The organism is Pseudomonas sp. AS2.8, assembly GCF_014190935.1.
Lineage (GTDB): Bacteria > Pseudomonadota > Gammaproteobacteria > Pseudomonadales > Pseudomonadaceae > Chryseomonas.
In genome coordinates this window covers 358,361-379,286 of record NZ_JACHVV010000001.1, presented here as the reverse complement: position 1 = coordinate 379,286, position 20,926 = coordinate 358,361, and the positions used below count along the sequence as shown (strand labels likewise).

Sequence of the window (20,926 nt, the reverse complement as noted above, 5' to 3'; positions counted from 1 at the left end):
CGGGTGCGAAGGCAAAAGGGTTTCAAAACAGCTATTTGCAAGGCTTCCGCGAGGCCACCGGGGCGCGCTTCCGGCCCTCGCCGAATGTCCCTGGCTTCGCTAAGCTTGAGCCCCTACGTCAAGGAGGACGTCCCATGAAGAAGCTGCTCGTGCTCGGCCTGCTGCTGGGGTGCACCACCGCCCAGGCGGCCACGGTGTATCGCTGCGAAGATGCCGCCGGCCACCTCACCTTTTCCGCCAGCGGCTGCGCCTCGGACAGCGACAGCCGGCTGCAGCGCGCAGACAATCCCCGTCCGGGCGGCGCCAAACCCACGCTGATGGCGAAACCCAAGGCCACTCACCGCAAGGAAGGCTCGCGCATGCCCACGGTGGTGGCAGCCAAGACGGACGGCTGTGGCGATCTGCTCAGCGCCAGCGAAAGGCGCCAGGCGATCATTCGTGGACAGGTCAAGGTCGGCATGAGCCGAGCGGACGTGGAGAGCGCCCTGGGGCAACCGCAGCGGATTTCCCAGCTGGATGCCCTGACCCGTTATCACTACGAGGCGCGCCAGCGCAAGGACCGCACGCGACTGGTGACCTTCGACGAGCACGGTTGCGTGCGTCGGCGCTGACGCCCGCAACCACAATGGCTGCTCCGTCAGAGCACGGCGCGGGGGTAGGAGCCGAGGACCTTGAGCGCCACGGCGCCGCTGGACAGGCGTTCCAGCACATCGCGGATCAGCGGATCGGCCTGGTGGCCGAGGAAGTCGATGAAGAAGACATAGGTCCACTTGCCGCTGCGCGAAGGCCGCGTCTCGATCCGGCTGAGGTCGATGTTGTTGGTGTGGAACGGCAGCAGCAACTCGTGCAGGGCGCCCGGCTTGTTCTGCATGGAGACGATGATGGAGGTCTTGTCGTCGCCACTGGGCGGCACGTCCTGGTTGCCGATGATGAGGAAGCGCGTGGAGTTGTCCGGGCGGTCCTCGATCTTCTGCTGAACCGGGGTCAGGCCGTAGAGCGAGGCCGCCATGTCGCCGGCGATGGCCGCGCTGTTCCACTCCCCCTTCACCCGCCGCGCCGCCTCGGCGTTGCTGGCCACTGCCACCCGCTCGACGCTCGGGTAGTAGGAATCCAGCCACTTGCGGCACTGAGCCAGCGACTGGGCGTGGGAATAGATGCGGGTGATGCTGTCGGCCTTGGTGTTTTCGCCGATCAGCAGATGGTGGTGGATACGCAGTTCCACCTCGCCGCAGATCGACAGGTTGTGCTCGAGGAAGCTGTCCAGGGTGTGGTTGACCGCACCCTCGGTGGAGTTCTCCACCGGCACCACGCCGAACTGGGAGGCACCGGCGGCGACCTCGCGGAACACCTCGTCGATGGCCGCCATGGGCCGGGTCACCACGGCCTTGCCGAAGTGCTTGAGTGCCGCGGCCTGGGAGAAGGTGCCTTCCGGGCCGAGATAGGCCACGTGCAGCGGCTCTTCCAGAGCCAGGCAGCAGGACATGATCTCGCGGAACAGTCGCGCCATGTCTTCGTCACGGACCGGACCGCCATTGCGCTCCATCACCCGCTTGAGGACCTGGGCCTCGCGCTCGGGTCGGTAGAACACGGGCTTTTCGCCTTCCGCCAGCGTTCCCATCTTGACCCGCGCCACGTCCTGGGCGCAGCGAGCGCGTTCGCTGATCAGGTCCTGGATGCGTTCGTCCAGACTGTCGATCCGCAGGCGCAGGGCCTTGAGCTCGTGTTCCGACATGATCAGCCGTGCTCCTTCTCGAATTCGGCCAGATAGTTCACCAGCACCTGGACGGCTTCCAGGGTGACGGCGTTATAGATGGAGGCGCGCATGCCGCCCACCGAACGATGCCCCTGCAGATACAGCAGGCCGCGCGCTTCGGCGCCCTCGAGGAAGGCCTTGTCGAGGCGCTCGTCCGCCAGGCGGAAGGGTACGTTCATCCAGGAGCGGTCGTTCTTGGCGATGGGGTTGCTGTAGAAGTCGCTGCCGTCGATGAAGCCGTACAGCAGCTCCTTCTTCTGGCGATTCAGGCGCTCCATGGCGGGCAGGCCGCCCTGCTCCTTCAGCCACTTGAACACCAGCCCCGACAGGTACCAGGAGAAGGTCGCCGGAGTGTTGTACATGGAGCCGTTGTCGGCCTCGACCTTGTAGTCCAGCAAGGTCGGGCAGGCGGCGCGGGCGCGACCCAGCAGGTCTTCGCGGACGATCACCACCACCAGGCCGCTGGGCCCGATGTTCTTCTGCGCGCCGGCGTAGATCAGCCCGAAACGCGAGACGTCCAGCGGACGCGAGAGGATGTCGGAAGAGGCATCCGCCACCAGGGGCACGTCCCCCACGTCCGGAATCCAGTCGAATTCCAGGCCGCCGATGGTCTCGTTGGGGGTGTAGTGAACATAGGCGGCGTCCTTGGACAGCTGCCATTCGTGCTGCCCTGGGATGGCGAAGTAGTCGTAGCCCTTGGCGCTGGCGGCGACATTGACGGTGCCATAGTGCTGCGCCTGCTCGATGGCCTTGCGCGACCAGATGCCGGTGTCGATGTAGTCGGCCTTGCCGCCCTCGGGCATCAGGTTCATCGCCAGCTGGGCGAATTGCAGACTGGCACCGCCCTGCAGGAACAGCACCTTGTAGTTGCTGGGCACGCCCAGCAACTCGCGCAGATCGGCCTCGGCCTGGTTCGAGATGGCGGTGAAGTCTTCACCGCGATGGCTCATCTCCATTACCGACAGGCCGCGGCCCTGCCAATCCAGCAGATCGGCCTGGGCCTGGCGCAGCACAGCTTCAGGCAGGGCCGCCGGGCCGGCGCAGAAGTTGTAGGCACGCTTGCTCATCACTCGTCATCCTCGTTGGGAAGGTCATCGCTCGGTACGTCGCTGGCACCGGGCAGCACATCGTCCTGGTCCGGCTCCTGGCTGTCGACCGGCAGCTCCTTGTCGAGCACCTCGTCGTCCAGCTCGGCTTCGTGATCCAGCAGCTCTTCGTCCACCGAAGGCTCCTGCACCCGCTCCAGGCCCACCAGCTTCTCGCCCTTGCCGAGCTTGATCAGGGTGACGCCCTGGGTATTACGGCCGGTCCGGGAGATGCCTTCGACCGGGGTACGCACCAGGGTGCCCTGGTCGGAGATCAGCATGATCTCTTCGCCGTCCAGCACCTGGATGGCGCCGATCAGGGGACCGTTGCGCTCGTTGATGACCATGGCGATCACGCCCTGGCCACCGCGGCCGCGCTGCGGGTATTCGGCCATGGCGGTGCGCTTGCCGAAGCCGTTGAGGCTGGCGGTGAGGATCTCGGCGCCCGGCTCGGGGATCAGCATGGAAATCAGGCGCTGGCTTTCGGCCAGGCGCATGCCACGCACGCCGCGGGCGGTACGGCCCATGGTGCGCACATGGCGCTCCTTGAAGCGGATGACCTTGCCGCCGTCGGAGAACAGCATGACTTCGCGGGCACCGTCGGTGATGGCAGCGGCGATCAGGCTGTCGCCTTCTTCCAGCTTCAGCGCGATCAGGCCATTGCTGCGCGGACGGCTGAACTGCACCAGCGGCGTCTTCTTCACGGTGCCGTTGCGGGTGGCCATGAAGATGTAGGCGCCGGTGGGTTCATCCTGGCCGGCATCGAGGAGCTCGCCCTCTTCGCCCTCGACTTCGCTCTCGACGTCGTCTTCCACCAGCACGGCGTCTTCGATGTCCAGGTTGTCGTCCTGCTCGCCCAGGTCTTCTTCACCGATGGGCGCCTGCTGGCGCACGGCTTCCAGATCGACCGGCAGCATGGCGGTGATGCGCTCGCCTTCGGCCAGCGGCAACAGGTTGACCAGCGGCCGGCCACGGGCAGCGCGGGAGGCCTCGGGGATCTCGTAGGTACGCTTCCAGTAGACCTTGCCCAGGCTGGAGAACAGCAGCAGGGTGGTATGGCTGTTGGCGACCAGCAGGTGTTCGATGTAGTCCTCTTCCTTGACCGCCGAGGCCGAGCGGCCGCGACCGCCCCGGCGCTGGGCCTGGTAGGCGTGCAGCGGCTGGGACTTGGCGTAGCCGCCATGGGAGATGGTGACGACGCGATCTTCCTCGGTGATGAGGTCGGCGATGGTCAGGTCCACCTGGGAGGCGATGATCTCGGTGCGACGCTTGTCGCCGAACTCGGCCTTGACCTTTTCCAGCTCCTCGCGGATGACTTCCATCAGCCGCTCGGGGTTGGTCAGGATGCGGATCAGCTCGCCGATCTGCAGCAGGATTTCCTGGTACTCGGCGATGAGCTTCTCGTGCTCCAGGCCGGTCAGGCGGTGCAGGCGCAGGTCCAGGATGGCCTGGGCCTGTTCCGGCGAGAGGTGGTACTTGCCTTCGTGCAGGCCGTACTGCTCGGGCAGTTCGTCCGGACGGCAGGAATCGGCGCCGGCGCGCTCGACCATCTCGCGGACCGCGCTGGATTCCCAGGGCGTGGCGATCAGGCGTTCCTTGGCTTCGGCCGGGGTCGGCGAGCTCTTGATCAGCTCGATGACCGGATCGATGTTGGACAGGGCGACCGCCTGGCCTTCGAGGATGTGGCCACGCTCGCGCGCCTTGCGCAGTTCGTAGACGGTGCGCCGGGTGACGACTTCGCGACGGTGGCGAATGAAGGCTTCCAGCAGCTCCTTGAGGTTCAGGGTCCGCGGCTGGCCGTCGAGCAGGGCTACCACGTTGATGCCGAACACCGTCTGCAGCTGGGTCTGGGCATAGAGGTTGTTGAGCACCACCTCGGGGGTTTCGCCGCGACGCAGCTCGATGACCACGCGCATGCCGTCCTTGTCGGACTCGTCGCGCAGCTCGGTGATGCCTTCGATCTTCTTCTCTTTCACCAGCTCGGCGATCTTCTCGATCAGCCGTGCCTTGTTGAGCTGGTAGGGCAGCTCGGTGATGACGATCTGCTGGCGATTGGCGCTCTTGTCGATGTCCTCGACCTCGGCGCGGGCCCGCACATAGATGCGCCCACGACCGGTGCGATAGGCCTCGATGATGCCGGCACGACCGTTGATGATGCCCGCGGTCGGGAAGTCCGGACCGGGGATGTACTGCATCAGGTCGTCGACGGTCAGCTCGCTGTTCTCGATCAACGCCAGGCAGCCATCGATCACTTCGCCGAGGTTGTGCGGCGGAATGTTGGTGGCCATGCCGACCGCGATGCCGCTGGAACCGTTGACCAGCAGGTTGGGGATGCGCGTGGGCATCACCGCCGGGATCTGCTCGGTGCCGTCGTAGTTGGGCACCCAGTCGACGGTTTCCTTGTCCAGGTCGGCCAGCAGTTCGTGGGCGAGCTTGGACATCCGCACTTCGGTGTAGCGCATGGCCGCGGCGTTGTCGCCGTCTACCGAACCGAAGTTGCCCTGGCCGTCCACCAGCATGTAGCGCAGCGAGAAGGGCTGGGCCATCCGCACGATGGTGTCGTAGACGGCGGTGTCGCCGTGGGGATGGTACTTACCGATGACGTCACCCACCACACGGGCGGATTTCTTGTACGGCTTGTTCCAGTCGTTGCCCAGCTCGCTCATGGCGTAGAGCACGCGCCGGTGCACCGGCTTGAGGCCGTCGCGCACATCCGGCAGGGCCCGGCCGACGATGACGCTCATCGCGTAGTCGAGATACGACTGCCGCAATTCGTCTTCGATATTGACCGGGAGGATTTCTTTGGCCAGTTCACCCATGAGAAGCCTGGTTCCTTCTGATCTGAAAAGCGCTAGGGCTCGTCCGCACGTCGGCCGAGCCTGATATAGGAGAGGCGAAAGCCCGTCTGGCGGCGCCTGCCACCGGTGGCGCAAGGGGCGCTCCAACCGGTTTTCGGCACTGCATCACCGCCTGCCGAGGGCTTTCGGACAAAGCCTGTGCAAAGAGCGAAATTCTAACACATTCAGGGATGTATCCGCCCCTGGCGATCACCTCAATGCAGGCGTCGGCGATTCATCAGCTCGGCCATCTTCTTGGCGTCCGGACGCTCCACCACACCGCGCTCGGTGACGATGGCGTCGATGAGATCGGCCGGGGTGACGTCGAACACCGGATTGAAGGCCTCCACGCCGGCGGCGATGCGCTGCCCACCCACTTCCAGCAACTCGTGACCGGCGCGTTCCTCGATGGGGATGTCGTCACCGGACGCAAGATTCATGTCGATGGTGGAGCTGGGCGCCACCACCATGAAGCGCACGCCGTGGTGCATGGCGATGACCGCCAGGTTGTAGGTGCCGATCTTGTTGGCCACGTCGCCATTGGCGGTGATGCGATCGGCGCCGACGATCACCCAGGCGACATTGCGCGTCTTCATCAGGTGCGCCGCGGCGGCATCGGCATTGAGGCTGACCGGGATGCCCTCCCCGGCCAGTTCCCAGGCGGTCAGGCGCGAGCCCTGCAGCCAGGGGCGGGTCTCGTCGGCATGGACGCATTCCACCAGGCCGTCCAGGTGCGCCGCGCGCAACACGCCCAGGGCGGTGCCGAAGCCGCCGGTGGCCAGGGCGCCGGTGTTGCAGTGGGTAAGGAAGGTCTGCTTGCTGGCATCGTGCTTGCGGATCAGCTCGACGCCCAGTTGGGCCATGGTCAGGTTGGCTTCGCGATCGCTCAGGTGGATGGCCACCGCCTCGGCTTCCAGCGCCGCCAGGGCGCCCTCCCCGGCCGCCCGCGTCAGGCGCTCGCGCATCCGGTTGAGCGCCCAGAACAGATTGACCGCGGTGGGCCGCGAGGCCGCCAGCAGTTCGAAGTCGGCACTGACGGTGGCTTGCCAGTCCTCGCCCGCCGCATGGCGCTGACGGGCCCCCAGCACCACGCCATAGGCGGCGCTGATGCCGATGGCCGGGGCACCGCGCACCAGCATGTCGCGGATGGCCTGGGCCACCTCGGCGGCGCTGTGACAGGCGACCCAGTGTTCGCGCAGCGGCAACAGGCGCTGGTCGAGCAGGTGCAGGGCACCGTCCCGCCATTCGATCGCCTTGATCTTTTCCGCCGCCAGCAGACGCTCTCGCATGATCTCTCCTCGACCTGAATCTGTAGCCCGTCAGTATACCGGCATCGGCGTGCGGATTTAGCGGTAGCGCCGCAAGGACCGCTATACTGCCGGCTCGCCCTTCTTGGAACCGCCGCAGATGCCCACCCCCGCGCCCCTGGACCTCTTGTTGCTCCCCAGCTGGATCGTACCGGTGGAGCCTGCCGGAGTGGTCCTGCGCGATTACGCCCTGGGCGTCCGCGACGGCTGCATCGCCCTGCTCGCGCCGCGCAGCGAGGCCCTCCGCCAGCCGGCCAAGGAAACCCTGGAGCTGCCGGGCAAGATGCTGATCCCCGGGCTGATCAATGCCCACGGCCATGCCGCCATGACGCTGTTTCGCGGCATGGCCGACGACCTGCCGCTGCAGACCTGGCTGCAGGATCACATCTGGCCCGCCGAAGGGCGCTGGGTCGACGAGGACTTCGTCCGTGACGGCACCACCCTGGCCATCGCCGAGCAGATCCGTGGCGGCATCACCTGCTTCTCGGACATGTACTTCTATCCCCAGGTGGCCTGCGAGGCGATCCATCGCACCGGCGTGCGCGCCCAGGTCTGCCTGCCGATCCTCGATTTCCCGATTCCCGGCGCCCGTACCGCCGACGACATGATCCGCCGCGGCCTGGAACTGTTCGACGACATGAAGCTGCACGAGCGCATCAGCGTGGCCTTCGGCCCCCATGCGCCCTATACCGTGGCCGATGCCAAGCTCGAAGAGATCCTGGTGCTGGCCGAGCAGTTGCAGGCACCGATCCAGATGCACGTGCACGAGACCGCCTTCGAGGTGGAGCAGGCCCTGCAGCAGACCGGCGAGCGGCCGCTCAGCCGGCTGCGCCGCCTGGGCCTGCTCGGACCGCGCTTCCAGGCCGTGCACATGACCCAGGTGGACGACGAGGACCTGGAAAATCTGGTCGAGACCAACAGCCACGTCATCCACAGCCCCGAGTCCAATCTCAAGCTGGCCAGCGGCTTCTGCCCGGTCGAGCGCCTCTGGCAGGCCGGCGTCAACGTCGCCATCGGCACCGACGGCGCGGCCAGCAACAACGACCTCGATCTGCTCGGCGAGACCCGTACCGCGGCCCTGCTGGCCAAGGCCGTCGCCGGCTCGGCCACCGCCCTGGATGCCCACCGCGCATTGCGCATGGCGACCCTGAACGGCGCCCGCGCCCTGGGCCTGGAGCGCTGCCTGGGTTCGCTGGAAGTCGGCAAGGCGGCCGACCTGACCGCCGTCGACCTCAGCGGTCTCGCCCAGCAGCCGCTCTACGACCCCGTCTCGCAACTCATCTACGCCACCGGCCGCGATCGCGTCAGCGACGTCTGGGTCGGGGGCGTGCCGCTGCTGCGCCAGAGCGAACTCGTGCGCCTGGACGAGGCCGAACTCATAGCCAATGCGCAGCAGTGGGCCACCCGTATCCAGCAGGGCGCCTGACGCGCCCCGCTCCCTTGCCTCTGGAGAACACCATGTCCAACGTCGATAACGCCGAGATCGCCAAGTTCGAGGCCCTCGCCTACCGCTGGTGGGATCGCGAGAGCGAATTCAAGCCGCTGCACGACATCAACCCGCTGCGCGTCAACTGGATCGACCAGCACGCCGGGCTGGCCGGCAAGAAGGTGCTGGACGTCGGCTGCGGTGGCGGCATCCTCAGCGAGGCCATGGCTCAGCGCGGTGCCCAGGTGACCGGCATCGACATGGCCGAGGCGCCCCTGGCAGTGGCCCGGCTGCACCAGCTGGAATCCGGCGTGCCGGTGGAATACATCCAGGAGACCACCGAGGACCACGCGCGCAAGCATGCCGGCACCTATGACGTGGTGACCTGCCTGGAGATGCTCGAGCACGTGCCGGATCCCTCCTCGGTGATCAAGGCCTGCCACGACCTGGTCAAGCCGGGCGGTCAGGTGTTCTTCTCGACCATCAACCGCAATCCCAAGGCCTATCTGTTCGCCATCGTCGGCGCGGAATACGTGCTGCGCCTGCTGCCGCGCGGCACCCACGACTTCCGCAAGTTCATCCGCCCCTCGGAGCTGGGTGCCTGGGCCCGTGCGGCCGGCCTCAATCTGCGCGACGTCATCGGTCTCACCTACAACCCGCTGACCAAGAGATACAAGCTGGAAGGCGACGTGACGGTGAACTACATGGTGCGCACCCAGCGCGAGGACTAGGCCATGCGTCTGCAAGCGGTCCTCTTCGACATGGACGGCACCCTGCTGGACACGGCGCCGGACTTCATCGCCATCATCCAGGCCATGCGCCAGGACCAGGGCCTGGCACTGGCCGACGAGGCCCGCCTGCGCGGCGTCATCTCCGGCGGTGCCAAGGCGATGATCCTGGCCGGCTTCGGGGTCGATCCGCTGGGCGCCGAACTCGAACCGCTGCGCCTGGAATTCCTCGAGCGCTACCAGACGCAGTGCGCGATCCATACCCGGCTGTTCGACGGCATGGCGGAGATCCTGCGCGATCTCGACGCCGCCCGGCTGCGCTGGGGCGTGGTGACCAACAAGCCGGTGCGCTTCGCCGAGCCCATCATGCAGCGCCTGGGCCTGGCCGAGCGCTCGGCCTGCCTGGTCTGCCCGGACCACGTCACGCACAGCAAGCCGGACCCGGAGATGGTGCTGCTGGCCTGCCGGCAACTGGCTGTCGATCCCCAGACCGCCCTGTTCATCGGCGACGACCTGCGCGACATCGAGTCGGGCCGCGCCGCCGGCAGCAAGACGGTGGCGGCGCGCTACGGCTACATCCATCCGGACGACCACCCCGAGCATTGGGGTGCCGACGCCATCGTCGACCATCCGCTGGAATTGCGTGCGCTGCTCGATCGCGCGCTGTGCGGCTGCTAGGGGTTCAGATGTTCGACTACGAGGCTCCGGCCGAGCTGCTCAGAGACCGTGTCATCCTCATCACCGGCGCCAATCGCGGCATCGGCGCGGCCCTGGCCAAGGGCTGCGCCGCGCTGGGCGCCAGCGTCATCCTCCAGGGTCGCGATGGCGCGGGGCTGGAGCAGGTGCGCCAGGAGATCCAGGCCAGCGGCGGTAGGGCCGAGACCCTGGTGCTGGATCTCGAACAGGCCGATGCGGCGGCCTATGCCGCCGTCGCCGAAGACCTGCAGCGACGTCATGGTCGCCTGGATGGACTGGTGCACAACGCCGGCCTGCTGGGACCGCGGGTGCTGCTGGAGCAGACGCCCGCCGCGGCCCTGGCGCAGGTGCTGCAGGTCAATGTCCAGGCCGGCTTCGCCCTGACCCAGGCCCTGCTGCCGCTGCTCAAGGCTGCCGGCGCGGCCTCGGTGATCTTCACGTCCAGCAGTGTCGGTCGCAAGGGCCGGGCCGGCTGGGGCGCCTATTCGGTGTCCAAGTTCGCCACCGAGGGCCTGATGCAGGTCTGGGCCGAGGAGCTTGGAGAAGCCGGTATCCGGGTCAACAGCGTCAACCCGGGCGGTACCCGCACCGCCATGCGCGCGGCGGCCTATCCCGAGGAGGATCCGGCGCGGGTGCCCGCGGCGGACGCCATCCTGCCGGTCTATCTCTATCTGCTCGGCCCGGCCAGCCAGGGCACCACCGGCCAGGCGCTCAACGCCCAGTAACAGGTCTGGTCAGACGTGGAAGCGCTGCACCAGGCGCGAGAGTTCGTCGCCCAGCTCGGCCAGCTCGCGGCTGGCCGAGGCCGTCGCTGCCATCGCCTGACTGGATTGATCGGCGCCGTCGCGAATGCGTGTGACATTGACCGCGACCTCTTCGGCCACCCCGCGCTGCTGTACCGCCGCCGCGGCGATCTGCTGATTCTTCTGCTGGATGCTGGCCACCGCCGTGGCGATGCCGGCGAAGGCGCGCCGGGTGTCGCCGGCACTGCCCAGGGTCCCGGCCAGCAGGGTCTCGCTCTGCTGCATCCGCGCGACCGCCTCGCCACTGCCCTTCTGCAACACCACGATGAGTTGTTCGATCTCGACGCTCGACTGCTGGGTACGGCGCGCCAGGGCCCGGACCTCGTCGGCGACCACGGCGAAGCCGCGCCCCTGTTCACCGGCGCGCGCTGCCTCGATGGCGGCGTTGAGCGCCAGCAGATTGGTCTGCTCGGCCACCGCCTTGATCACGTCGAGCACGCTGCTGATCGCCTGGCTGTCATGGGACACGCCCTGGAGCCGCTCGGCAGCCGCGCGGACGTCCACTCCCAGGGTCTCGATACCGGCCAGGCTGCGGCCGATCACCGCCTGGCCATCGCTGACCTGGTGTTCGGCCTGATCGCCGGCCCCGGCAGCGGCCTCGGCGTCCGTGGCGACACCCTGGGCGGTGGCGGCCAGTTCGGCCATGGCCGCGGCCACCTGATCGGTTTCCTCACGCTGGCGGGTCACGCCCAGCTGCGCCTCGCGCGCCTGCTCGGCCAGGGCGGCCGCGGACTGGCCGAGCCGACCGATACCGCTCTGCAACTGCAGGACCATGCCGCGCAGCGCCGCCACCATGCTGGCGCTGGAGCGCTGCAGCTGGCCGATCTCGTCACCCCGATCCACCGTCAATTCGACATCCAGCTGGCCCTGGGCGATGCGTTCGGCAGCGGCGATCACCTTGCGCAGCGGCCGGACGATGGCCAGGGTGATGATCAGCGCGGCCAGGGTGCCGACGATCAGCGCCAGCAGGGCCACGCCACCAATGGTCAGCAGGCGCTTGGTCATCATCGCCTGCAGTTCGGCTTCCTGTTGGCCGTAGAGGGCATCGACCCGCTGCACGGCGGTCTCGGCCAGGCTGGTCATGCGCGCGCCGGCGGCCTGCTCCTGGGCCAGGGCGGCGGCATAGTCGCCCAGGCGGCGGATGAATTCCTTGATATTGGTGGAGACGTCCTGGATGACCGAGGAATAGGCCGGATCGCCCAGTTGCGGCTCCACCTTGGCCAGCAACTCGAGGGCAGCGCTGGCCGAGGGCAGCGGCTGGTCGTCCACCGTGCTCTTGCTCGCCCGCGCCTGGGCTTCGTCGAGGCTCTTGAGCATCAGGCGATAGAGTTCGCCGACCTGCTGCGACAGGGTCAGGAGTTCGGCGCCCTGCTTGCCGCCGGAGTCCTTGAGGGCATAGGCGCCGTCGTCCAGCAGGCCGGACTGGAGGATGTCCAGGCTGTTGGCCGCGCCCTCCACCAGGAAGGCCGCCCCTTCCATGGCCAGACGGCGTGAGGTGTTGAGGCGTTCATAATCGGCGAAGGCGGCGCCATAGGCCTGGGTGGCCGCGCGGGCGGCGTCGATATCGGCCGCGTTGACACTGCCCACCTCGGCCGCGAGTTGCCCCAGGTGATCGAGCACCCCCGGCAGCGCCTGCCGCAGGTGCTCGGCCTGGGCGGCCTCGCCGCTGAGGCGAAAACCCTGCTCCAGGGCCCGGACCTGCATCACCTGCCGGTTGATCGCGGCCATGTCGCGCAGGGAGCCGAAACGATGCTCCACGTCCTTGAGCGCGAGTCCGCCCTGCAAGGCCACCACCAGGGTCAGCAGCAGCACCAGGCCAAAGCCCACGGCCAGTTTGGTCGCGGTTCGCCAATTGGCCAGGCGATAGCGGGCAATCCCTTTCATACGACACCCCGACGGAATGAGTTCTACCGACGCTGTCGTCCGCAGAAGCCGATTCTTGAGGGGCTGGGGGCTAACGGACCGCTATCCGTCGCACGCGGTTATGCCGACGTCGCTTTGGATGGCGGCCGTTTGCCCGCCGCACGACCGATCAACGACCGGCGCGGGACTCGCGGATATAGAAGCTGGCCTTTTCGGCATTCTTCACGCAGCCGGTGTAGGCCTCGACCTGCTGTTGCGTCTTGGCGGTGGACAGCAGCGCCAGCGCCTTGGAATAGCTCACCGTACCGGAAAAGCCTTCGGCCTTGGCCAGGTCGAGCTCCTGCCAGGCGGAACGGGTCTGGGCGGCGCAGCTGTCGCGATTGACCACCTTGCCCGAACAGCCTGCGAGTACCACGGCAGCCAGGGTGGCGACCAGGACAGGAACCAGTTTCGCTTTCATCTCTTTGTCTCCTTGCGACCTGCAGCCGGCCGGAACGGCCGGATAACCGCAGCGTAGACCGCCAACCGCGGATGCTGTTCAGCGCCGGTTGCGCAGAAATTCGACCACTGCGGCCTGATCGCCACTGAAGATCACCCGGGAGGCCTTGCTCTCGCGCTGGTAGGCGTACATGGGGTCGTAGTATTCCGCCAGCAGTCCCTCGATCCAGCCACGATGGGCCGCGACGTCGCCCGAGCGCTCCTGTTCCGCCAGGGCGTCCTCGAGAATGGTCGAGAGCCGCTGGAAGCGTTCACCGCCCAGACGCTTGGCGATGCCGGAAAGACTCTTGCGCAACTGCTCGGCGAACAGCGCGAAGCCCTGCTCGGGGCCGTGCAGGCCGATGAATTCCGCCGCCAGGTCGATGACATAGTCGCGCAGGATGCGCTCGATGCGGTTTTCCCGGCTGTCCTCCAGCCAGACCAGGGGGTACTGCTGCATGCCCTGGTGCAATTCCAGCGGCAGGGAGCAGCGACCGACCAGGCGCGACTCGTCTTCCAGCACGAATTGCGCCTGCCCCGCATGGCGGCGCCGCAGCAGGTCGATGGCCAGGCTGTTCTCGAAATCGATCTGCCCCGGCTGCGGCGTGGCGCGCTTGCCGAAGCTGGAGCCGCGGTGGTTGGCATGGCCTTCGAGATCGACGGCGTTGTCCAGCTGGGCCACCACTTCGGTCTTGCCGGTGCCGGTCATGCCACCCACCACCACGAAGCCGCACTCGGCGAGCGCCTGCTGCAGGGTATCGACGAGGAAGGTGCGCATGGCCTTGTAGCCACCCACCACCCGCGGATAGGCGATGCCGGCTTCGCTGCGCAGCCATTCCTGGCTGATCTGCGAGCGCAAGCCGCCGCGGAAGCAATAGAGATAGCCCTCGGGATGCATCCGGGCGAAGTCGGCCCAGGCCTGGATGCGCGCCTCCTTCACCGCACCGGACACCAGCTGATGACCCAATTGCAGCGCCGCCTGCTGGCCCTGCTGCTTGTAGCGGGTGCCGACCCGCTGGCGTTCCAGGTCGTTCATCAGCGGCAGATTGGTCGCTTGGGGAAAGGCGCCCTTGGTGAATTCCACGGGCGCCCGGACATCGACCAGGGGGATATCGCTCAGGAACAGCGCCTGCAGATCGCGGGCATCCTCACGCTGGCTCATCAGGCCACCTCGACCGCATGGGCGCGCCGGTCCACCAGCTGCCCTATGGGTTGCAGGGCCAGGCCCAGCTCCGCGGCGACGGCGAGAAATTCCGCCTCGCCTTCCGGCGCCACGGCCACCAGCAGGCCGCCACTGGTCTGGGGATCGCACAGCAGCTGCCGGCGGCCTTCGGCCAGCGGGGCGATGCGGCTGCCGTAGCTGTCGAAGTTGCGCTCGGTCCCGCCGGGCACGCAGCCCTGCTGCAGATAGAAATCCACGCCTTCGAGACGGGGAATGGCGGCGAAGTCGAGTTCGGCGGTGAGGCCACTGCCGTCGGCCATCTCCACGAGGTGGCCGAGCAGCCCGAAGCCGGTGACGTCGGTCATCGCCGTGACGCCGGCCAGGCGGCCGAAGCGACTGCCGGGACGATTGAGCTGGCACATGGTGTCGCGCGCCAGATGGCGATCCTCGGGACGCAGCAGGGCGCGCTTCTCGGCGGTGGTGAGGATGCCGATGCCCAGCGGCTTGGTCAGATAGAGGCGGCTGCCCAGGGTCGCGGTGTCGTTGCGCTTGAGATGGCGCTTTTCCACGATCCCGGTGACGGCCAGGCCGAAGATCGGCTCGGGGGCGTCGATGGAGTGACCGCCGGCCAGCGGAATGCCGGCCTCGTCGCAGACCCGCCGCCCCCCGGCGATGACCTCGCGCGCCACTTCCGGCGGCAGCACGTTGACCGGCCAGCCGAGGATGGCGATGGCCAGCAGCGGATCGCCGCCCATGGCGTAGATGTCGCTGATGGCATTGGTGGCGGCGATGCGGCCGAAATCGAAGGGATCATCGACGATGGGCATGAAGAAGTCGGTGGTGGAGACCACCCCGCGTTCGACGTCCAGGCCATAGACCGCCGCATCGTCGCGCGAGGCATTGCCCACCCACAGCCGCGGATCCAGGTGCTGGGCGCCGCTGCCGGCCAGGATGGTCTCCAGGGTCTTAGGGGCGATCTTGCAACCACAACCGGCGCCGTGGCTGTATTGGGTGAGGCGAATGGGATCGGTCATCGTTACTCCGGTTCAGCGGTGGCGCTGGTTCGACAGCCAGCGCGAAGGGGCGTAATAGTAGCAAATGCCTGTCCGGGGGCGGGGGCTAGCCGCGCCTAACAGATCACCAGCCAAAGCAAAAGGGCTGTTTTCTGGCGGTAATCCACAGTTGCTGTGGATAACCTCGTGGAAAACCTCCAGCCGACCCCGGACAAGCGAGCGGCGGTGCGGCGATGGACGAACTGGCGATTTTTTAGCCGATCCGCCAACTATTTTTTCCCGTTGAAGGGTAGCGAACGGAAGCGCCGTGCGTTATGGCCAGGGTGCGCTAGCATTGCCGGTTTCCCCCTGTCATAGCGGCGCTCATGTCTTCTCCAGCGACTTCCCACCTCACGCCCTGGCAACGCGGCCTGCTGCTCGCCAGCCTCATGCTCATCGCCCTCAACCTGCGCCCGGCGCTCTCCAGCCTGGCGCCCCTGCTGCGGCAGATCGAAGCCAGCACGGGCCTGTCCAGCAGCGCCATCGGCCTGCTCACCACCCTGCCGGTACTCTGCCTGGGGCTGTTCGCCCCCCTGGCCCCGCGCCTGGCCCGCCGCTGGGGCAGCGAACGGACCCTGGGCGCCATCCTGGCGCTGCTCGCCTGTGGCATCGTCCTGCGCAGCCTGCTGCCGCCCCTGGGACTGTTTCTCGGCAGCCTGATCGCCGGCGCCTGCATCGGCATCCTCGGCGTCCTGCTGCCAGCCCTGGTCAAACGCGATTTTCCCGCCCAGGCCGGCCAGCTGATGGGGCTCTACACCATGATGCTGTGCATCGGCGCCGCCGTGGCCGCCGGGGCCACCGCGCCCCTTGCCGAAGCCTTCGACGGCCACTGGCAGCCCGCCCTCGCCGCCTGGGCACTGGTCGCCGTGATCGCGCTGGTGATCTGGCTGCCACAGCTGCGCCAGGCGCCCACGACCGCGCCGGCGCGGGGGGCTGGGGGTTCGTTGTGGCGCAATCGGCTGGCCTGGCAGATCACCCTCTACATGGGCTTGCAGTCGTCGCTGGCCTATATCGTCTTCGGCTGGCTGCCCACCCTGCTGATGGATCGCGGCCTGGGCATGGTGCAGGCCGGCCTGATGCTGTCGGGCTCGGTGATGACCCAGCTGGTCAGCGCCCTCACCGCCCCCTGGCTGGCGACCCGCGGCCAGGACCAGCGCCTGGCCATCGTGGTGGTGATGAGCCTGACCCTCGCCGGCTTGCTCGGCTGCCTCTACGCCCCCGTCGGCAGTCTCTGGCTGTGGGCGGTGATACTCGGCCTGGGCCAGGGCGGTACCTTCAGCCTGGCGCTCGCCCTGCTGGTGCTGCGTTCGCAGGATGCGGAAACCGCCGGACGGCTGTCGGGCATGGCCCAGGGTGCGGGCTACAGCCTGGCCTCGCTTGGTCCGCTGCTGGTGGGCATCATCCACGACGCCACCCACGGCTGGGCGCCCATGGGCGTGCTCTTTACCCTGATCGCGGTGCTGGCCACGCTGTTCGGCCTGGGTGCGGGACGCACCCGCTACGTCAACGACGTCTAGCGGCGATAGAGCCCGGCGGCCCGGCCGGCCTCGGTCTGCAGCCGCGGCGCGCGGATCCCCGCCTCGCGCAGGGCGCTCTGCCAGGCCGTGGCCTGGTCGCCGCCGAGGGTCACCGCCACATCGCCGTTGAGCGCCAGGGCCGCCGCGAGGCGGGCGATCCAGGGTTGCTCCGGCGCCCGCTCCAGGGCGGGCAAGAGCAGCTGGCCGTCGCGCTGCAACTCCTTGAGCAGGGTGGCAGCGCTCGGCAACAGTTCAGGCAGGGGTTGGCCGGCCTGCAGCCGCTCGGCATGCAGGTAGCCGCGACGATTGCCACGGGTGATGCCATAGAGCGTCAGCACCGTCTGCGGCTCCGCCAGTTGCAGCACCAGCAGCCCCTGCTGATCATCCGGCCCATAGAGCATGGCCTCGCCCAACAGGCTGTTGGCGATGACATTGCTGGCGCCGCAATCGCGTCCCTCGCACCAGTAGAGCAGCGTCGCGCCCTGCTGCTGCAGGCGCTGCCGTTCGCTGTCCAGCCGCGCCAGCGGCGGATGACCGCTGGCCAGTTCGAAGGTCTGGGTTTGCAGCTGGCCCTCCACCTGCAGCGAGTCCTCCAGGCGCAGACGACCGCCAATGCGACTGACCGGTCCCAGCGGATAGAGGCGTTCGGCGCTGGCCGGTGCGCTTTCGCGCACGAGCTGGGCATGATCCATGGGCGCGATCTCCGGCAATACCTCCGCCTGCACCAGCCCGGCGGACAGCAGCAGGCCGATCAGCAGAAGGCGTCGAACGGAGGGGGAACGCGAGCACAACGGACGGCTAGGCATGCCGCATTATTCGCCGCGCCCGGTGCCGGCGGCAAAGAAGGCATTGAAACAATCTGCGACGGCCTGGGCGCCCGCGGCATCGTCCAGATGCAGATGGTGCCCGCCGGGCAGTTCATGAAGACGAAGGTTCGGCTGCTCCCGCGCCAGGCGCATGGCCTCGGCATGGGGCGCCACGAGGCCGCCCGCGGCCACCACCAGGGCCGTCGGGCAGCGTACGGCCCTCAGGCAGGCGGCGGCCTGTTCCGGCGTGAAGCGAATCCGGCTGGGCAGGCGCAAGCGTGGATCGGAGCGCCAGGTATAGCCGCCGGGTACCGCCATCAGGCCGCGCTCGGCAAGCAACTCGGCGGCTTCGCGACTGACCGTCAGGGCGCCCTTCAACCGCGCCGCGACGGCGTCTTCCACCGTGGGGTAAACCGGCTTGCGCCGATTGGGCAATTCCAGTTCGGCGAGCAGGGCCTTGCCCAGCTTCTCGGCGACCTCCGCCGCGGGCGTGGTGTAGGGCAGCAGTCCATCGATCAGCGCCAGGCGCTCGATCTGCTCCGGCAGGGCGGCGGCGGCGATGACGCCAACGATGGCGCCCATGGAATGCCCGAGCAGGCCGAAGCGGTTCCAGCCCAGTTGCCGGGCGGCGGCGAGCACGTCCAGCCCATAGTCCTGGATGGCATAGCCGACACCGGCGGGGCGATGTGCCGACAGGCCATGCCCGGGCAGATCCAGGGCGACGATACGCAGCCCGCGCAGCCGCGGGGCGAGTTGGGCAAAGGTCATGGCATTGTCGAGCCAGCCGTGCAGCGCCAGCACCGGATAGCCATCTTCCGGGCCGAAGACCCGGGCGCTCAGCTCGATATGGGGCAACTCCAGGCGCAGTTCCTGCACCTGGGCGGTCATATGCCGGCCTCGCCTGCCAGCCAGACGCTGGCCATGGCTAGGAGGCGTCCCGTTGCAGCGGCACCACGGCCACGGTCAGGCGCGAGACGCAGGTCAGGCGCCCCTCCTCATCGCTCAGGCGGATGTCCCAGACATGGCTGCTGCGCCCCAGGTGCAGGGGCCGAGCCACCGCCGTCACCCGCCCGGAGCGGACGCCGCGCAGGTGGTTGGCATTGATTTCCTGACCCACGCAATAGAAGCGCGAGCGATCCACGCAGAGCATGCTGGCGATCGACCCCACAGTTTCCGCCAGGGCCACCGAGGCGCCGCCATGCAGCAGTCCCATGGGCTGATGGGTGCGGCGGTCGACCACCATGCTGGCGGTCAGGCTGCTGTCGTCCCAGGCTTCGATACGCATGTCCAGGTGTTCGGCCAGGGTGTTCTCGAGCGCTTGCGCGAGGTCCTTGGGATCCGGAAGGGTCTGCCAGATGCTCATGTACTTTCCTTGCAAGGGCGTCAGCCGTGGAAGCGACTGACCAGATCGAAACCGCCGGCCAGGGGCAGCGGTGCTTCCAGGCATAGCAGGGAGGCGGTGCCCATGGCCACCGGTGCCTGCCGATGACCGTGCAGCAACCAGCCGGCCAGTTCACCGACGAAGGGGTTGTGGGTGACCAGCAACAGCTCCTCCACCTCCAGCCGCGCCAGTTCCGCCAGGGCGCGCTCCGGCTCGCCGTCGGGCGTGGCCCAGGAGACGCTGCGCACCTCGCCCGGCCAGCCCAGTTGCTGCCGGACCAGGGCCGCCGTCTGCTGCGCCCTGACGTAGGGACTGGCCAGGATGAGCTGCAGCTGCGCATCCTTGAGCTGTAGGGCGCTGCGCAACACCTCGGCGCGCCCGGCCGCGGTCAGTTCGCGCACCTCGTCGCTCGGCGCCCGCGCCTCGGCTTCGCCATGCCGCAGCAGCCAGAGTTTCATGGCGCGGTGGCGGAGCGGTCGTCGGGTTGCTCGGTGGCCGGCCAGTCGGCGAAGGGCCAAGGCTTCACTTCGCTGGCAAAGGTGCCAAAGCGGACGATCTGCGCCAGATAGGCGCCCAGGGCGGCGCCGAAGGCGATCAGCCCGGGGTTGGCCTCGCCCTTGATCAGGCGCACCACCAGTTGCACCAGCACCACCCCCGCCAGCACGTACTGCGCACCCAGCCAGACGAACAGGAACAGCAGCATCCAGATCAGGCGCAGGCCCAGTAGCTCGCGGGAATGCTCGGGTTGAGACATGGGAATTCCTCTTTTCAGACAGTGTAGCGGCTCAGTTAAAAGGGGCGTCCGCCACATCGACATCGGTCTTAGGCTCGCCGCCCATCAGGGCCTCGATCACCTGGCCCAGGCTGCGACCCTCGAACAGGATCGCATAGAGGCCGTTGACCAGGGGCATGTAGACGCCCAGCTCATCCGCTTTTTCCTTGAGCACGCGCAGGGTGTTGACGCCCTCGGCGGTCTCGCCGATCTGCGCCACCGCCTCGTCCAGGGTCAGTCCTCGGCCGAGGGCATGGCCCACCCGGTAGTTGCGGCTCTTCTCCGACGAGCAGGTCACGATCAGGTCCCCTACCCCGGCCAGGCCCAGGTAGGTGATGGGATTGGCGCCACGCTGCACGGCGAAGCGGGTCATCTCGGCCAGGGCCCGGGTGATCAGCATGCTGCGGGTGTTCTCGCCCATCGCCAGGGCCGCGGCCATGCCGGCGATGATGGCGTAGACGTTCTTCAGGGCACCGGCCAGCTCCACGCCGAGGCGGTCGGCGCTGGCATAGACGCGGAAGGTGCGACCGTGCAGCGCCGCCTGGACCCGCCGACAGACCTCTTCGTCCTCGCTGGCCACCACGGTGGCGGTGAGCTGGTGCTCGGCGATCTCGCGGGCAAGGTTGGGCCCGGAGATGATGCCGATGCGTGCCCGCGGCACGATTTCCGCGAGGATCTCGCTCATCAGCATGAAGGAATGCGCCTCGATGCCCTTGGTGGTGCTGACCAGAAAGCGCCCTTCCAGTTGCTGGGCGATGGGCGCCAGCGCCTGGCGCAGCGCGCTCGACGGCAGCGCCACCAGGATCAGTTCGCAGCCCTGGATGGCACCCTGCAGGTCGCTGGTGGCCTCGACCGCGGCGTGCACCTTGATGCCCTTCAGATAGCGCGGATTCTCGCGCTCGCGACGAATGGTCTCGGCCTGTTGCGGATCACGCATCCACAGGCGCACCGGCAGCCCGTTCTCGGCGACCAGATTGGCCAGGGCGGTACCGAAACTGCCGCCGCCCAGGACGGCGATGGGGGATTGGACTGTCATCGAAACTCTCGGCTTCACCGCGATCGCGCGGCCTCGTCGCCAGTATACGGTAGCCGCTCGCGCGGCCCAGGATGGAGAATTGACTGCGGAAAGTGCACAATGGTCCGTTAACGAGCGGGGCGCTGGCCTGTGACTTTCCCCATGCCCCGGCAGTCTACTGCTACACGAAGCCATACCCAGAGCGACCATTGGAGTCGCCAGAGCCTGGACCTAGGCCAGCTACAG

At 67.8% G+C, this 20,926-nt stretch carries 20 protein-coding genes and 1 pseudogene; 6 read left to right on the top strand and 15 right to left on the bottom strand.

Annotated features, from left to right (window positions below; translation table 11 throughout):
- Positions 1 to 134 precede the first annotated feature (134 nt).
- Entirely contained in the window at positions 135 to 611 is a 477-nt protein-coding gene (locus FHR73_RS01720) for a DUF4124 domain-containing protein (RefSeq protein WP_183629074.1), read from the top strand.
- Positions 612 to 637: 26 nt separating this feature from the next.
- Here FHR73_RS01720 and pheA read toward each other — a convergent pair whose 3' ends face one another.
- The 4 genes from pheA to mtnA form a co-directional block, all read right to left on the bottom strand.
- Positions 638 to 1,732 (bottom strand): prephenate dehydratase, encoded by a 1,095-nt coding sequence (pheA, locus tag FHR73_RS01715; RefSeq protein WP_183629072.1) that lies wholly within the window; start codon positions 1,730 to 1,732, stop codon positions 638 to 640.
- A gap of 2 nt (positions 1,733 to 1,734) precedes the next feature.
- The gene (gene serC, locus FHR73_RS01710; RefSeq protein WP_183629071.1) at positions 1,735 to 2,820 is read right to left on the bottom strand and encodes a 3-phosphoserine/phosphohydroxythreonine transaminase; all 1,086 of its coding nucleotides are present in this window, start codon (positions 2,818 to 2,820) and stop codon (positions 1,735 to 1,737) included.
- Positions 2,820 to 5,657, bottom strand: a complete 2,838-nt coding sequence (gene gyrA / locus FHR73_RS01705; RefSeq protein ID WP_183629069.1) for a DNA gyrase subunit A — start codon at positions 5,655 to 5,657, stop codon at positions 2,820 to 2,822. Before gyrA ends, serC begins: the two co-directional genes overlap by 1 nt.
- A gap of 233 nt (positions 5,658 to 5,890) precedes the next feature.
- Positions 5,891 to 6,964 carry an S-methyl-5-thioribose-1-phosphate isomerase gene (gene mtnA / locus FHR73_RS01700; RefSeq protein ID WP_183629067.1) on the bottom strand — a complete coding sequence of 358 codons (1,074 nt, stop codon included), beginning with the start codon at positions 6,962 to 6,964 and terminating at the stop codon, positions 5,891 to 5,893.
- A gap of 118 nt (positions 6,965 to 7,082) precedes the next feature.
- Between mtnA and FHR73_RS01695 the strand changes: the two genes are divergently transcribed.
- Genes FHR73_RS01695 through FHR73_RS01680 form a run of 4 tightly spaced genes read left to right on the top strand, consistent with a single transcriptional unit; the run spans position 7,083 to position 10,557 of the window.
- Complete coding sequence (locus tag FHR73_RS01695) at positions 7,083 to 8,408, top strand: TRZ/ATZ family hydrolase (protein WP_183629065.1); 1,326 nt, start codon at positions 7,083 to 7,085, stop codon at positions 8,406 to 8,408.
- 32 nt (positions 8,409 to 8,440) lie between these two features.
- The gene (gene ubiG, locus FHR73_RS01690) at positions 8,441 to 9,139 is read left to right on the top strand and encodes a bifunctional 2-polyprenyl-6-hydroxyphenol methylase/3-demethylubiquinol 3-O-methyltransferase UbiG (RefSeq protein WP_007160470.1); all 699 of its coding nucleotides are present in this window, start codon (positions 8,441 to 8,443) and stop codon (positions 9,137 to 9,139) included.
- A 3-nt stretch (positions 9,140 to 9,142) separates the two neighbouring features.
- Positions 9,143 to 9,814: an N-acetylmuramic acid 6-phosphate phosphatase MupP gene (gene mupP, locus FHR73_RS01685; protein ID WP_183629063.1), complete on the top strand. Its 672-nt coding sequence runs from the start codon at positions 9,143 to 9,145 to the stop codon at positions 9,812 to 9,814.
- 8 nt (positions 9,815 to 9,822) lie between these two features.
- The gene (locus tag FHR73_RS01680; protein ID WP_183629061.1) at positions 9,823 to 10,557 is read left to right on the top strand and encodes a YciK family oxidoreductase; all 735 of its coding nucleotides are present in this window, start codon (positions 9,823 to 9,825) and stop codon (positions 10,555 to 10,557) included.
- Positions 10,558 to 10,566: 9 nt separating this feature from the next.
- Here the strand turns inward: FHR73_RS01680 and FHR73_RS22660 are convergent, their stop codons facing one another.
- The 5 genes and pseudogenes from FHR73_RS22660 to selD form a co-directional block, all read right to left on the bottom strand.
- Positions 10,567 to 11,409, bottom strand: a complete 843-nt coding sequence (locus FHR73_RS22660) for a methyl-accepting chemotaxis protein (RefSeq protein ID WP_409258656.1) — start codon at positions 11,407 to 11,409, stop codon at positions 10,567 to 10,569.
- A 42-nt stretch (positions 11,410 to 11,451) separates the two neighbouring features.
- A pseudogene (locus FHR73_RS22655) lies at positions 11,452 to 11,640 on the bottom strand (HAMP domain-containing protein); the annotation flags it as partial.
- Positions 11,641 to 12,667: 1,027 nt separating this feature from the next.
- Positions 12,668 to 12,958 carry a hypothetical protein gene (locus tag FHR73_RS01670; RefSeq protein WP_183629057.1) on the bottom strand — a complete coding sequence of 97 codons (291 nt, stop codon included), beginning with the start codon at positions 12,956 to 12,958 and terminating at the stop codon, positions 12,668 to 12,670.
- Positions 12,959 to 13,036: 78 nt separating this feature from the next.
- A complete protein-coding gene (gene mnmH, locus FHR73_RS01665) occupies positions 13,037 to 14,137 on the bottom strand; it encodes a tRNA 2-selenouridine(34) synthase MnmH (RefSeq protein WP_183629055.1) in 1,101 nt (366 codons plus the stop codon).
- Positions 14,137 to 15,171, bottom strand: coding sequence for a selenide, water dikinase SelD (selD, locus tag FHR73_RS01660; RefSeq protein WP_183629053.1), 1,035 nt, complete (start codon positions 15,169 to 15,171; stop codon positions 14,137 to 14,139). The genes mnmH and selD overlap by 1 nt, the downstream gene beginning before the upstream one ends.
- Positions 15,172 to 15,515: 344 nt before the next feature.
- On the opposite strand from selD, the gene FHR73_RS01655 reads away from it, so the two are divergent.
- The gene (locus FHR73_RS01655) at positions 15,516 to 16,706 is read left to right on the top strand and encodes an MFS transporter (RefSeq protein WP_260175425.1); all 1,191 of its coding nucleotides are present in this window, start codon (positions 15,516 to 15,518) and stop codon (positions 16,704 to 16,706) included.
- Here the strand turns inward: FHR73_RS01655 and FHR73_RS01650 are convergent.
- Genes FHR73_RS01650 through FHR73_RS01625 form a run of 6 tightly spaced genes read right to left on the bottom strand, consistent with a single transcriptional unit; the run spans position 16,703 to position 20,701 of the window.
- Positions 16,703 to 17,512 carry a DUF4892 domain-containing protein gene (locus FHR73_RS01650; RefSeq protein ID WP_183629052.1) on the bottom strand — a complete coding sequence of 270 codons (810 nt, stop codon included), beginning with the start codon at positions 17,510 to 17,512 and terminating at the stop codon, positions 16,703 to 16,705. The two genes, FHR73_RS01655 and FHR73_RS01650, sit on opposite strands and share 4 nt — an antisense overlap.
- A 6-nt stretch (positions 17,513 to 17,518) precedes the next feature.
- Positions 17,519 to 18,400, bottom strand: coding sequence for an alpha/beta fold hydrolase (locus FHR73_RS01645; protein ID WP_183629051.1), 882 nt, complete (start codon positions 18,398 to 18,400; stop codon positions 17,519 to 17,521).
- A 37-nt stretch (positions 18,401 to 18,437) separates the two neighbouring features.
- Positions 18,438 to 18,875 (bottom strand): hotdog fold thioesterase, encoded by a 438-nt coding sequence (locus tag FHR73_RS01640; protein ID WP_183629049.1) that lies wholly within the window; start codon positions 18,873 to 18,875, stop codon positions 18,438 to 18,440.
- Between the two features lie 20 nt (positions 18,876 to 18,895).
- Positions 18,896 to 19,351 (bottom strand): phosphohistidine phosphatase SixA, encoded by a 456-nt coding sequence (gene sixA / locus FHR73_RS01635; RefSeq protein WP_183629047.1) that lies wholly within the window; start codon positions 19,349 to 19,351, stop codon positions 18,896 to 18,898.
- Positions 19,348 to 19,647 carry a DUF4389 domain-containing protein gene (locus FHR73_RS01630; RefSeq protein ID WP_260175421.1) on the bottom strand — a complete coding sequence of 100 codons (300 nt, stop codon included), beginning with the start codon at positions 19,645 to 19,647 and terminating at the stop codon, positions 19,348 to 19,350. Before FHR73_RS01630 ends, sixA begins: the two co-directional genes overlap by 4 nt.
- 31 nt (positions 19,648 to 19,678) lie before the next feature.
- Positions 19,679 to 20,701, bottom strand: a complete 1,023-nt coding sequence (locus tag FHR73_RS01625) for an NAD(P)H-dependent glycerol-3-phosphate dehydrogenase (RefSeq protein WP_007160483.1) — start codon at positions 20,699 to 20,701, stop codon at positions 19,679 to 19,681.
- Between the last annotated feature and the right edge of the window lie 225 nt (positions 20,702 to 20,926).